Annotated in this window: 12 protein-coding genes; 11 read left to right on the top strand and 1 reads right to left on the bottom strand. The window is 73.0% G+C overall.

Translation table 11 applies throughout. The features are described 5' to 3' along the window. The first annotated feature begins 319 nt into the window (after positions 1 to 319). Together VT52_RS33975 and VT52_RS33970 are read left to right on the top strand one after the other, a co-directional pair. Positions 320 to 514, top strand: a complete 195-nt coding sequence (locus VT52_RS33975; protein ID WP_007445201.1) for a ribbon-helix-helix protein, CopG family — start codon at positions 320 to 322, stop codon at positions 512 to 514. Continuing rightward, entirely contained in the window at positions 511 to 906 is a 396-nt protein-coding gene (locus VT52_RS33970; protein WP_046424444.1) for a type II toxin-antitoxin system death-on-curing family toxin, read from the top strand. The genes VT52_RS33975 and VT52_RS33970 overlap by 4 nt, the downstream gene beginning before the upstream one ends. A gap of 215 nt (positions 907 to 1,121) precedes the next feature. Here the strand turns inward: VT52_RS33970 and VT52_RS33965 are convergent, their stop codons facing one another. Further along, complete coding sequence (locus tag VT52_RS33965) at positions 1,122 to 1,763, bottom strand: TetR/AcrR family transcriptional regulator (protein WP_046424476.1); 642 nt, start codon at positions 1,761 to 1,763, stop codon at positions 1,122 to 1,124. 285 nt (positions 1,764 to 2,048) lie between these two features. On the opposite strand from VT52_RS33965, the gene VT52_RS33960 reads away from it, so the two are divergent. The 9 genes from VT52_RS33960 to VT52_RS33940 all read left to right on the top strand — a co-directional run bounded on the left by VT52_RS33960 (position 2,049) and on the right by VT52_RS33940 (position 12,916). Next, complete coding sequence (locus VT52_RS33960) at positions 2,049 to 3,554, top strand: MFS transporter (RefSeq protein WP_046424447.1); 1,506 nt, start codon at positions 2,049 to 2,051, stop codon at positions 3,552 to 3,554. Between the two features lie 477 nt (positions 3,555 to 4,031). Further along, complete coding sequence (locus VT52_RS33955; RefSeq protein ID WP_046424478.1) at positions 4,032 to 5,207, top strand: nitroreductase family protein; 1,176 nt, start codon at positions 4,032 to 4,034, stop codon at positions 5,205 to 5,207. 576 nt (positions 5,208 to 5,783) lie between these two features. Then, on the top strand, positions 5,784 to 8,564 hold the full coding sequence (gene lanL / locus VT52_RS33950) for a class IV lanthionine synthetase LanL (RefSeq protein ID WP_063888360.1): 2,781 nt from the start codon (positions 5,784 to 5,786) through the stop codon (positions 8,562 to 8,564). Between the two features lie 72 nt (positions 8,565 to 8,636). Continuing rightward, the gene (locus VT52_RS38535; protein WP_206306683.1) at positions 8,637 to 8,765 is read left to right on the top strand and encodes an ALQxL family class IV lanthipeptide; all 129 of its coding nucleotides are present in this window, start codon (positions 8,637 to 8,639) and stop codon (positions 8,763 to 8,765) included. 27 nt (positions 8,766 to 8,792) lie between these two features. Continuing rightward, a complete protein-coding gene (locus VT52_RS38530) occupies positions 8,793 to 8,912 on the top strand; it encodes an ALQxL family class IV lanthipeptide (RefSeq protein ID WP_206306682.1) in 120 nt (39 codons plus the stop codon). Between the two features lie 14 nt (positions 8,913 to 8,926). Then, positions 8,927 to 9,046, top strand: coding sequence for an ALQxL family class IV lanthipeptide (locus VT52_RS38525; protein ID WP_206306681.1), 120 nt, complete (start codon positions 8,927 to 8,929; stop codon positions 9,044 to 9,046). 64 nt (positions 9,047 to 9,110) lie between these two features. Then, a complete protein-coding gene (locus VT52_RS38315) occupies positions 9,111 to 9,251 on the top strand; it encodes an ALQxL family class IV lanthipeptide (RefSeq protein ID WP_167377769.1) in 141 nt (46 codons plus the stop codon). 93 nt (positions 9,252 to 9,344) lie between these two features. Beyond that, complete coding sequence (locus VT52_RS33945) at positions 9,345 to 11,174, top strand: ABC transporter ATP-binding protein (RefSeq protein WP_053055592.1); 1,830 nt, start codon at positions 9,345 to 9,347, stop codon at positions 11,172 to 11,174. After that, positions 11,159 to 12,916, top strand: a complete 1,758-nt coding sequence (locus tag VT52_RS33940; protein WP_053055595.1) for an ATP-binding cassette domain-containing protein — start codon at positions 11,159 to 11,161, stop codon at positions 12,914 to 12,916. Before VT52_RS33945 ends, VT52_RS33940 begins: the two co-directional genes overlap by 16 nt. Positions 12,917 to 12,968: the final 52 nt, after the last annotated feature.

The following is a 12,968-nucleotide window of genomic DNA, read 5'->3' as shown; positions in this document are numbered from 1 at the left end:
CGAAGGTGCGCCGCGTTGCTGACCTGCGGTTTTGTTGCTCTGACGGGTTCCTTGACCTGTTTCCCTCCGTGCAGCGGTTCAAGCGGACGGATCGATCTTTCAGGAGCTCTCCGACCTGGAAGTTCGTGAACGAGGCGCTTGTAAGGGCGACGCCTTCAAGCGGCTCTTGCGGGATTCCTGGCGCTCGGATGACGCTCGAAATGGAAGGCTCCACGGGCCTCCCCGGTGGCGATGCGCACGGCCGCCCGGTCCCACGCTCCGCGGAGCCGGGAGCGCGTCCCGACCGTGCCATTTGATACCAGCCTGGTATCATCTCTGTATGGCGATGACACTTCGACTCCCCGACGACCTTGACGCGAAGCTCACCGAGCGGGCTCGTCGGGAGGGCCGCAGCAAGCAGGAACTTGCCATTGAGGCCATCCGTGACGCCCAGGATCGGGCCGAACTGAAGGTCGATGACGTCCTGGCCGAGCTCATGGACAGTGATGCGGAGATCTTGGACTATCTGAAGTGACGGACGTCGTGCGCTACCTCCAGATCGACGAAATCCTGGCCATCGCGCGCGCGGTCAACGGTACCGAGCACAGCGTGCGCGACATGGGCCTTCTGGTGTCGGCGATCGAGCGACCCCGGACGAACGTGTTCGGGGCCGAGCTGTATCCCACGCTGCACGAGAAGGCGGCGGCACTGCTGCACTCCGTCGCCCGCAATCACGCGCTGATCGACGGCAACAAGCGCACCGCCTGGCTTGCCATGCGCGTCTTCCTGCGGTTCAACGGCGTCGGCGCGAGTACCGTCCCGCCGCCCGTTTCCGTGGCCGGCCCGTTCGTCGAGGAAGTCGCGCAGGACCACGTCGATGTACCGGTCATTGCAAAGCGCCTGTCGACCTGGTTCCCCGTCTCCTGACGTTCGTCGTAAGGCCCGGGGCGGAACGAGGTTCCGTGTGCGGCGCTGATTTCTGGCACTCCGCCGAGCGTGCTGGTCCCGTCCGGTGGGGCGTCCGTTCAGCCGGCTTCACTCCACCACCTTCCGTGGGTCGTAGCGGAGGCCCACCGGCGGATGCCCGTACCCGTGGAGTCCGTGGTGCCGGGGCAGCCGAATCCCTCAAGATCACTGCTCCGTCACCGCTGACGCCGGGACAGCGGAGCAGGGCGGCTCTGCGGGGAGGTCCGACCGGGGTCGCTGAGGCTCTGGCGCAGTGCCGGGCCGAGGCGGCGGATGATCTCCTCCTGGGACATGGAGGCCATGGGCTCCACGCGCAGCAGGTAGCGAGTGGCGATGAGCCCAGCAATCTGTGAGCAGAAGGCCATGGCACGTCGGCGGGCGGCGGTGCCGCCGAGCGACGCCGCTACACGGTCGACGATCTCGCGCTCGACGACCTCCTTCACCAGCGCCGCGAAGGTGTCGTCCTGCATGGTGTTCCTGAACAGTGCGAGCAGGGTGGGGCCGGACTCGGGATCGTCCCAGGCGGCGAGCACCCTTTGCAGCGCGCGCTGAGGAAAGGTCGCCGGGTCGCCCTCCAGTACCTGGGTCACCACGTCCGCCGGGTTGACCGACAGAGCCAGAGCCGCGCCGAACAGGCCCTTCTTGGAGCCGAAGAAGTAACTGATCAGGGCCAGGTCCACGTCCGCCTCGGCCGCGACGGAGCGCAGGGTCACCGCGTGGTAGCCCTGGTCGAGGAAACGGCGGCGGGCGACGTCGAGGATCGCGGTCCTGGTGTCCGGACTGCCGGGCCGCCTGCCGCGGCGCGGGGCTTTATTCATCACCACTGAAATATTGTCCACCAGGCCGGTGGACCGCCTGCCGACGGCCGTCTCGACTCGCCGCCATGCTGTCGGCCGCCATCCGCACGTCACCGGGCAGACCGCGGATCCGCGCCGCAGGTGTCCGGGCCGGCGGCAGCCCCGGCACCGGTCCGTTCCTTATTCATCAGCCTGGAAATCCCGTCTCCGGCGCCACCACCGTGGGTCCGGACAGCCACACCGGCTGACCACATCCGAATGCCAGAAGACGCCGGCACTCCGCCGGGACTCCAGGAAGAACATCGCATGAGCGTCGTCCAACCTCTCGACACCGCCCGCGCCGCACCCCCTGCCCGCAACACGCTCGTCCTCGTCATCACCTGCATCGCCCTGGGCGGCGTGGTAGCCGCGATGGCCTCGCTCAATGTGGCGCTGCCCGACATCGCCAAGGAAACCCACGGCAGCCAGACCCAGCTGTCCTGGATCATCGACGCCTACAGCCTGGCGTTCGCCTCGCTGCTGCTGCCGGCAGGCGCGCTGGGCGACCGGTTCGGCCGCCGCAGGGCGCTGCTCGCCGGTCTCGCGATCTTCGGGGGCGGCTCCGGGGCGGCAGCGCTCACCACCGATCCCGACCTGCTGATCGCCATGCGCGCCGTGCTCGGGATGGGCGCCGCCCTGGTCATGCCGGCCACTCTGTCCACGATCACCAGCACCTTCTCAGGTGCCCAGCGGGCCCGCGCGGTCAGCATATGGGCCGCGGTCGCCGGGGCCAGCGCAGTGGTGGGGATCCTGGCCTCGGGGCTGCTGCTGGAGCTGTGGTCCTGGCCCTCCGTCTTCCTGCTCAACGTCGTACTCGCACTGGTCGCCTTGACCGGCACGCTCCTGTACGTGCCCGAGTCGGCCGAGCCGGACGCACCGCGGATCGACCTGGTCGGCGCGCTGCTCGTGGTGGCGGGTCTGGCGGCTGTCGTGTACTCGGTGATCGAGGCTCCGACCCGTGGCTGGAGTGATGCCGTCACCCTCGGCGGCATCGGCCTGGGGCTGGTGGTGCTGACCGGGTTCGTGGCCTGGGAGCTGCGGCAGCGGTACCCGCTGCTGGACCCGCGGCTCTTCCGCAACCGGCGCTTCGCGGCCGGTTCGCTGTCGATGACGCTCATGTTCTTCGGTTTCTTCGGCTTCATCTTCGTGACGATGCAGTACCTGCAGATGGTGCGCGGTGACAGCGCCCTGGTCGCCGCCGTGAGCATGCTGCCGTTGTCCGTCGGAATGGTGCCGTCCTCCCGGCTGACCCCGCGCCTGGCCGCCCGCTTCGGGTCCAGGGGCCCATGGGTCGTCGGACTGCTGGCTGTCGCCGTCGGTATGGGTGTCCTGGCCCAGCTCGACGGCGGCAGCTCCTACTGGGTGATCGCCGCCGCGCTGTTCTCGAACGGCGTCGGGATGGGGCTGGCGATGACCCCGGCCACCACGGCGATCACCGGCGCCCTGCCCCGGGCCCTGCAGAGTGTCGGCTCCGCGATGAACGACCTCACGCGGGAACTCGGTGGCGCGCTGGGCATCGCCGTACTCGGCAGCATCCTGAGCGCCGTCTACCGCAATCGGCTGGACCTCACCGGGCGGCCCCCGCAGGTCGTCGACGCGGCCCGGTCCTCGCTGGCTGCCGCGAACGCCATCGGAGGCCCCGTGGCCGGCCAGGCTCGGGCGGCCTTCATCGACGGCATGCAGTTCGCCCTTCTGGGCAGCAGCGCGGTCGCCCTGCTCGCCATGGTGGCGGTGGCGCTGCTGCTCCGGCGCCCGGAGCCGGCACCGGAGTGAGCCGTGAGCCCGGCCACCACGCTCCCCGGGGGGTAGCGATCACCCGCCGGCCTGCCTCGTGAGGGTACCGATCAGCGGGTGGGCGTCTCCGGGAGCCCGGCGCTTGCGGTGGTGGCCGATCGCCGTCGGCGGCCTTCTCCACGCGACGCCGAAGCCGACGAGTCCGCCCTGCCGGACCGGCAGTACGACGGCGCTCCTGTCCGCCGGGCACCAGTGTCCGTCTCGGTTCGGAGCGCCGGCGAGGCCTCGGCGCGCGACTGCCGGTGAGCCGCGGGTCGTGACCGGGTTCCCGTCCCTGGCCACCCGAGCATCGGCCCGCGACGGCCGCCCGTGGGCATCGGGGCGGCCTCCCGTGACGCGATCCGCGCCGCGGCCGCGTCGAAGGCACGCAGGCGACGGGCGCCGTGACTTGCCCCCCGGAAACCGGATACGAAGCAGTTCGCCCACGAGGGCGGCAATCGCACGAGAGGTGTGGCGATGGTTCAGAGCAGCGTGCGCCCGAGCGGGACCGGCAGCACCTCACCCGAGCCCCGGAAATCCCCCCTGAGACGTGTCAAGGCTCGCCTCCAGTTCACCGGTTGGCTCCAGTACGTCCTCGACGCGGTTCCCTCGCTCGCCTTCTGCCTCGTCGCGGCCGCGGGGCGGGCGATCGGAGCCTTGCAGGGCATTCGTTTCTGGTTGCCGGCCGGTGTCGCGCTGCTGCTGTTCGTGGTCTTCGTCTTCGATCTCGTCACGGTGAAGTTCGGGCTGCGCCCCGCCGAAGCCCTGCCCGGACGCAGGGACGGACTTGGGGCTTTCGACCTCATGCGCGCTCGGCGCTCCTGCCGGTCGTTCCAGTCCCGGGACTTGACCGCGGACCACCGTGCGGAACTCCTGGAGGCCGTCCGCTCTTACACCACGCCCGGCCGTTTGATCGGCGGCAGGCCCGTGCGCTTCGAGTACGTCGCGGCCTCCCTCACCGTCTGGCCGGTCGTGGGCGCCCACGAGTTCCTCGTCGCGATCGCCCCTCGCACGTACGACCGGATGGCGGTCGTCGACGTCGGCCGAAGCCTGCAGCACGTCGTTCTGCACGCCACGCGGATGGGCTTGGCAACGTGCTGGATCGGTCCGGGCGCCGACCAGAAGAGCATCGTGGAACATCTGGGCGACAGGTTCGACCCTGAGAAGGACCACGTCATCTGTGTCTGCGCCGTGGGGTACCGCTCGTCCTTCAAACCCCTGGCCCTGCGCGGCATGCAGCTGATCCAGCGTCGCCGCCTGCCGCTGACCTCACTCTTCTTCGCCGATCCGAGCTTCCGAAAGCCTCTGGACGTCACCCGACCGCCGTGGGCGACGTACGGGCGCTCCTACGAAGTGTGCCAATGGGCGCCGTCGTCGTTCAACAGCCAGACAACCAGGTGCGTCGCGGTGGCGGACCGGTCGACGGGTGCGGAGAGACCGGCACGGTTCGACTTCTACGCCTCCACCGGGTCGCGGTACTACGCGGCGGTGGCACTGGGGATCTGGTGTGCGAACTGGGAGACGGGCTGCCGGGCTCTGGGGCTCGACGGGCACTTCGCCGTACTGACACCCGAGGAACGACGTGTTCGGGGACTCCCCGGGCTGCCGCGGTACGACGTGAGCTGGGTGGTCGGCCGCCGGGGAACCGAATAGTCCAGGGCGCCGGGAACGGCGTCGGGCGCCGTCGCCCCGAGGCCGTGCGGGGCGGTTCGTACAGGTCGATGCGCCGGCGGGGCCTGCCCAGATGGTGCGACGTCATCGCGGACCGGGCCATGCGCAGCGGTGGATCCGGGCCCCCGGGTCGGGCCGTGCAGTTCGTCCGGCGGTTCCGGCAGACGGCTCCGGAACCTCTCCCGGTACAGCGCGAGGACCTCGGCGCCCGCGCGGAGAGGCCCATCGGCGTGGGTGCGGGGTGCGGGGTGCGGGATGCGGAGTGCTGTGGGCTGGAGGGGCCGCATCCGTTGTGGCGGTCGGAAGAAGCATCGCGGGTCATGCCGAACGGCAACCTGCTTTCCTCCGCACGGTCGTTCCGGTGGACATGACCCTCGCGCGGCACATGGAGTCCCGAGCCGGGCCGCGGCGGAGCGACTGGACGACCGCGAAGGACGCCCGCCCGGACAAGTCCTAGGGGTTCCCCCAATGCTCGACGGTCCCGGCCGAGGCCAGAGTGGAGCCCGTTCGAGAGCCGGGCGTCCGGCTCCGTCGGCCGGGCGTTGGGAGTGGGTTCTCTTGCTCACCTTTTCTCTGGGGGACGTGGTGCGCTCCGTGCTCACCGCGCTGGACGAAGAAGACTGGAAGGTCGAGGAGGACGGCGTCTGGTGCCGGGTGACTCCCGCGAAGCACGAGTCCCGGGTGCAGGGGTGGAAGCTGCACATCTCGGCGACCCGGTTGTCCGCGCCGGAGGTGCTGCACCGGGCCGCCGGGGTACTGGTCCGAGCCGGATGCGCCTTCAAGACGGCCCGGGACCTGCGGACCGTCGAGGAGATGACCTCAGGCAACTACGACCGCGCCCAGTGCGGCAAGATCATCACCGTTTACCCACGGGACGACGACCAACTGCGCGAGCTCGCTTCCCGGTTGGACGACGCGACCGCCGGGCTGCCTGGTCCGGCCATCCTCTCCGACCGCCCCTACCGCAAGGGCAGCCTGGTCCACTACCGCTACGGCGGCTTCGACGGCGTACGGGTGCTGGGCAACGACGGCTCCTTCGACGTGCGCCTGCAGGCCCCGGACGGGACGCTGGTGGACGACCACCGCAAGGCGTGGTTCAGCCCCCCGCCCTGGGCGCAGTTGCCGTTCCCCGGCGGCCCGGGGCGTCCCGCCACCGCGCAGAGCGCCCACCCGGTGCTGCTGGCGGGCCGGTTCGTCGTACGGGAGGCGATCCGGCACTCGGCCCGCGGCGGGGTGTACCGGGGGATCGACCAGCACACCGGCGCCGAGGTCATCGTCAAGCAGGCCCGCGCTCACGTGGCCGTGAACGTGACCGGCGAGGACGCCCGGTCCTGCGTGCGCCGGGAGGCGGCCAACCTCACCCCGCTCGCCGGGCTCAGCGCCGAGCTGGTGCACTGCTTCGAGGAGGACGGTCACGCCTTCCTGGTGCAGGGACTGGTGCCCGGACAGGCACTCGCCTCCTGGGTCACCGAGCGGCGGGCCGAGCCCGGGTTCATCCCCGTCCCGCAGGTGCTGGCGCTGGCGGAGAAGCTGCGTTCCCTGCTCGACGAGGTGCACCGGCGCGGCATCGTCTACCAGGACTTCACGCCGAACAACATCATGGTCACGCCCGAGGGCCGGCTGGTGCTGATCGACGCGGAGTGGGCCACCACCCCCGGCACCCATATCCTGCGCGTCTACACCCCCGGCTTCGGCTCGCCCGAGCAGATCGCGGAACCGCGGGTCGGGCCCGCGTTCGGGCCGGAGGTCGACTGCTACGCCCTCGGCGGCGTGCTGTACTTCCTGGCCACCGGGATACCGCCGTCCTTCGCCCCGGACGGCCCGCACGGCCCGGACGACGCCGGCCCCGCCGGCGTCATGCCGCCCGCACCCACCACCGCGGGCCGCACGGCCGGGGAGCGCATCGCCCTGGTGCTCTCCCTGGTCGGTGAGGAGCGTCCGGCCGCCCGGCTGCTCGCCCCGGCGATCCTCGGTCTGATGGCAGAACGCCCGGAGGACCGCTGGACGCTGACCCGGCTGGCGGGGTTCCTGGCGGACGCGGCTGCCGCAGCGGCCGGGGCCGCCGGGAACCCGGCCGGAGACACGGCCGAGGAGGAGACCGCGCCGGTCCCGGCCTGGTTCTCCGGCGGCCGCCCCGACCGCCCCACCGCCGACCGGGAGGTGCGGGCCGGGCTGGTGGACGACGGCCTCGTCCACCTGCTGAGCGGCATGGCCGATCCGGAGGGTCCCGCCCAGCGCCTCTGGTCCGGCAGCGCCTTCGGGGACGGCACCGACCCGTGCAGCGTGCAGTACGGCGCGGCCGGCGTGCTCGGCATGCTGGTGCGAGCCGACCGGACGCTGGACCGTCCGGAGCTGAGGGACGCCGTCCGGCGCGTCGCGGCCTGGATCGACCGTCGCCGCACGGCCGTGCCACGCCTGCTGCCCGGCCTCTACTTCGGCCGCGCCGGCACCGCCTGGGCCCTCTACGACGCCGCCCGGCACCTCGGCGACGACACGCTCGCCGCGCACGCCACCGACCTGGCGCTCGCCCTCCCGGTGGTGTGGCCCAACCCGGACATCTGCCACGGAGCCGCGGGTTCCGGGCTCGCACAGCTGAAGTTCTGGCAGGCCACCGGGCGGCCAGAGTTCCTGGAGCGGGTCGCGGAGTGCGCCGAAGCCCTGGTCGCGGTGGCCGACCGCACCGCGGACCGGGTGATCTGGCAGGTGCCCCCGGACTTCGACTCCAAGCTGGCGGGCATCCGGCACCTCGGGTTCGCGCACGGCGTCGCCGGGATCGGCGCGTTCCTGCTGGCCGCGGCCGACGCGACCGGACAGCAGGCCGCCCTGGACCTCGCGGTCGCGGCCGGCGACACCCTGGCTGCCGAGGCGGAACGCGGTCCGGTCGGTGCCCGCTGGCGCTCCGACATGGACGAGAAGCCCGGCACCGGGCTGATCTACCACTGGTGCAGCGGCTCCTCCGGCGTCGGCACCTTCCTGCTGCGTCTGTGGCGGGCCACCGGCGAGGAACGCCACCTCGTGCTCGCACAGGAGGCGGCCCAGGCGGTCCGCGCCGCCGCCTGGACCTCCCCGACCGTCGTCTGCCACGGCCTCGCCGGGGACGGCGAGTTCCTGCTGGATCTCGCCGCGGCCCGCCCGGACGGTCCCTACCGCGCATGGTCCGAGGACCTGGCCACCGTCCTGTACGCACGGCACTCGGTCCTCGGCGGCCTCCGCCTCGTCCCGGACGAGGGCGCCACCGCCTTCACCGCCGGCTACCAGACCGGAACGGCCGGCGTCATCAGCTTCCTCCTGCGGCTCGACCAAGGCGGCCCCCGCCCCTGGATGGCGGACCGCCCCTGACCGCGGAGGGAAACCCGTCCGCGCGCCCGCGCCGGGCACGCGGACGCCACGGCACCCCGAGAGGAGGAACCCATGGACATCGACCTCGACGCCCTGCAGGCCCTGCCGGCCGAGCAGGAGCCGACCACCCAGATGGCGTGCACCGTCACCTGCGGCCTCGGCCACACCTGCGGCCCGGAGACCTGCACCTCCACCAACTGAGCACGGCGACCGAGAAGGAAGGAAACCATGAGCGCCGACTTCGACGCGCTGGAGCTGCTCCCCGGTGGTGAGGACACCACCGAGATGGAGTGCACCTGGACCTGCAGCACGTACTCCTGCCCCTACACCTGCACCCTCACCTCGTAGATCCGGAGGAACCGATGGAACTCGACCTCGACGCTCTGCAGGCCCTGCCCGGCGGACAGGACACCAGCGAGATGCAGTGCACCTGGACCTGCTCCGACAACACCTGCCGGGACACCTGCCTCCTCACGGGCTGACGACGACCGGCACCGCAAGGACGAGCACCTCACAGACCAGCACACGACAGAGACGAGGCATGCGATGGAACGCGATCTGGACGCCCTCCAGGTGCTGCCGGCCGAACAGGAGAACACGTCCGTGATCAACACGGACACCTGCGGCGGGCCCACCTGCGGCACGGGCAGCACCTGCGGTGGCGGGACCTGCACGGTCTCCAACTAGCGGGAACGGGAGGGGCGCCGGGCCCGTACCGGCGCCCCTCCCGCGTAGCCGGGGGGGAACGTCCGCGCGGCGGACGGGAAGAGAGGCGAGGTCGTGACGAGGAACGAACCGGGGCCGGGGAACGGCCACCGTCCGCGGGGCGCGGGCCGACTGCTGGCCGGGGCAGTCCGGCACACCGCAGGACGGCTGTCCCTGCTGGTCGCCCTGATGGTCCTGCGCACCGCCGCCGCGCTGGCCCTGCCCGCGCTGCTGGCCGCCGCGGTGAACGCGGTACTGCACGGCCGGAGCGGCACCGGCCCGGCACTGGCCTGGGGCGCCGTGATGGCGGGCGGCGCGGTCTGCGACACGCTGATGGCGCCGCTCGCCACCTCCTGCGCCGCGTACGGGACACGCTGGCTGCAACTGCGCACGGTCGGCCATCTGCTCGGACTGGGCGGCCGCTCGCCAGTGCCGGCCGGCGAGGCGGTCACTCAGGTCACCCAGGCCGCCCAGCAGGCCGGGGCGCTGCCCGTCGCGGTGGCCGACTGGGGTGTGACGGTGGCCGGTTCGGCCGCCGCGCTGGTCTCCCTGTGGTGGCTGGACTGGCGCTGCGGGGTGGCGTTCCTGCTGAGCGTCCCGCCCGCGGTGCTGATCGCCCGGCGCTTCGTGGGACGAGTGACGCGGGTCCAGGGCGGCTATCTGGCCGCCCAGTCGAGCATCGCCGGCCGGCTGCTGGCCGCGCTCTGCGGTGCCCGGACCATCCGCGCCTCCGGGACGCTGGACCGCGAGACGGACCGGGTACTCACACCGCTGCGGGAGGTGTCCGCGGCCGGGTACCGGATGTGGCGACTGCAGAAGGGGACCGTCTGGCAGTTCGGCCTGCTGCTCTCGCTGACCGAGGCGCTGGTGCTCGCGGTGGCGGGCCTCGGCGTCGTGGACGGACGGCTCTCGCCCGGGGCGCTGGTGGCGGTGGCCGGCTACCTGCAGCTCGCCTTCCCCGCGGTGCAGCAGATCGACGTGTTCTTCACCCTCGCCCAGGCGCGCGCCGCCGCGGGCCGCCTCGCCGGGACCTTCGCGCACGAGGGCCCCCGGTACGGGACCGGGGTCCCCGGGCCGGGTGCGGGGGCGGTGTCCTTCCGCGGGGTCACCGTCCGGGCGGCGGGGGCGGCGGGGTCCGGGCAGCCTACGGGGACAGCGGTGCTGGACCGGATCGACCTGGACATCCCGGCCGGTGCCTGTGTGGCGCTCGTCGGCCGCACGGCCTCGGGCAAGAGCGTGCTCGCCGGGCTCCCCGGCCGGCTCGCCGACCCGGACGAGGGTGAGGTGCTGCTCGACGGCCGCCCCGTACGGGAGTTCGCGCAGGACCCGCTGCGGGCCGCGGTCACGTACGCCTTCGAACGGCCCGCGCTGCTCGGCGGCACCGTGCGCGAGGCCATCGGCTACGGGCGGCCCGGGGTGTCCCACGCCGCCGTGCGGGAGGCCGCGCGGGCCGCCGCGGCGGACGGCTTCATCCGGAGGCTGCCCGACGGCTACGACACCCCGCTCGAACGGGTGCCCCTGTCGGGCGGCGAACGCCAGCGGCTCGGCCTGGCCCGCACCCTGGCCCGTGCGGCCCGGGTCTACGTGCTGGACGACGCCACCTCCGGCCTGGACACCGTCACCGAGTCCGAGGTCAGCGCGGCGGTCACCGGCGTGCTCGCCGGACGCACCCGGATCGTGGTGGCCCACCGGGTGGCCACCGCCGCCCGGTGCGACCAGGTGGTGTGGCTGGACGGTGGCCGGATCCGGGCCCGTGGGACGCACGCGGAGCTGTGGCGGGATCCGGCGTACCGGACGGTGTTCGCCGCGGACGGCGCCGAGAACGAGATCCGAGGGGCTGACGACGCCATGAACGAAGACGCGGGTGAGGACATGGGCAGGGAGGCGGCATGCCGGACATCGTGAGCGGCGACCCGGGGCTGCGGCTCCTGCGGGAGGTGTCGGCCGGTTCCCGGCGGTCCCTCGTCCGGGCGCTGGGCTGGTCGGCCGTCCAGGCGGCGCCCGCGCTGGCCTCCGGGCGCATGCTGGCCACGGCCCTCGACCAGGGCTTCCTGGCCGGCCGGCCGGTGGCGGGCGTCTGCTGGCTGACCGGGATCGCCGCACTGTACGGCGTGCGTGCGGCGGCCCAACGGGCGATGTTCGACCCGCTGGCCTCGATCGTCGAGCCGATGCGGGACGAGCTCGTGCGCCGGGTGGTGCGCGGGGCGTTGCGCCGGGCCGTGTACGAGGGACTGCCCGGGGCCGGACCCGACGCCGCCGGGGTGACCCGGCTGAGCAGCCAGGTGGACGCGGTGCGCGGCACGGTCGCCGCGCTGCTGCGCACGGCGCTGCCGCTCGCGGTGAACCTGCTGGCCGCACTGCTCGGCCTGGCCTCCCTCGACCTGCGGATGGCGCTCGTGGTCGCGGTTCCGCTGCTGGTGGCCGTGGCGGCCTTCGTCCCGGCGATGCGCGCCCTCACCCGGCGCCGGGCCGCCTACCTGCTCGCGGAGGAGCGGGTGGCCGCCGCCACCGGCTCGGTGATCGGGGCGGCGCGCGACGTGGCCGCCCTCGGGGCCGACCGTGAGGCCCGCGCCGAGGTGCACCGGGCGGCCGACGCCTCGGCCCGCGCCGCGACCACCGTGGCCTGGGCGAACGCGCTGCGCGTCCCCGTGATTCTGTTCGGCGGCCAGCTCCCGGTACTGGGTCTGCTGCTCGCCGGGCCGTCCCTGGTCCGCCAGGGGACGGTGTCGCCCGGGGCGGTGATCGGCGCGGTCAGCTACGTCACCGCGTACCTGATCCCGGCCCTTCAGCAGATGACCGGGGCGGTGGCCGGCTACTGGAGCCAGCTCCGCGTGCTGGCCGCCCGGCTGGCCGCCACCTCCGCCCGGCCCGGGACACCTGGACCGGCCGAGGTGCCCGCCCGCCCCGCCGGCGCCGACCTCATCGTGCGCGGCCTCACCTTCGCCTACGGTCCGCACTCCGAGCCCGTTCTGCGCGACGTGACCTTCACCGTGCCCAGAGCCGGCCACCTCGCCCTGGTCGGACCCAGCGGTGTGGGCAAGTCGACGCTCGCCGCACTGCTGGCCGGGATCGGGCAGCCGGACGCGGGCCGGATCGCGATCGGCGGACGGACGACGGCCGAGCTGCCCGAGGCCGAGCGCGCGGCTCTGGTCGCCCTGGTGCCCCAGGAGGCCTACGTCTTCCCCGGCACCCTGCGGGAGAACGTGGCCTACCTGGCGCCGGGCGCCCGCGACGACGCGCTGGAGCGGGCCGCGGCGGCGGTCGGCCTGAGCCCACTGGTGGCCAGGCTCGGCGGCTACGACGCCGAACTCACGGATCCGGCGGCCGCGTTGTCCAGCGGGGAGCGCCAGCTGATCGCACTGGCCCGGGTGTACGCCTCGCCTGCCCGGCTGGTGATCCTGGACGAGGCCACCTGCCACCTCGACCCCGCCGCCGAAGCCGTCGTGGAGTCGGCCTTCGCCCGCCGCCCGGGGACGCTGATCGTGGTGGCCCACCGGTTGAGCAGCGCCGCTCGGGCCGGCCGGGTGCTCATCCTGGACGCGGACGGTCACGCGTTCGGCACCCACGCCGAACTGCTCGCCACACACCCGGGGTACGCCGCCCTCGTCGGCCACTGGGACGCCCCTCTCCCGGCTCCGACCCCCTGAGCCGGCGTCAGACCCGGACAGCGGGGTACGCGCGTCTTCCGGGAGGCCCGGG

The sequence above is a fragment of the Streptomyces malaysiense genome (assembly GCF_000980885.2).
In the GTDB taxonomy this organism is placed as follows: Bacteria; Actinomycetota; Actinomycetes; order Streptomycetales; family Streptomycetaceae; genus Streptomyces; species Streptomyces malaysiense.
This window is presented reverse-complemented; position numbering and strand designations above follow the sequence as displayed.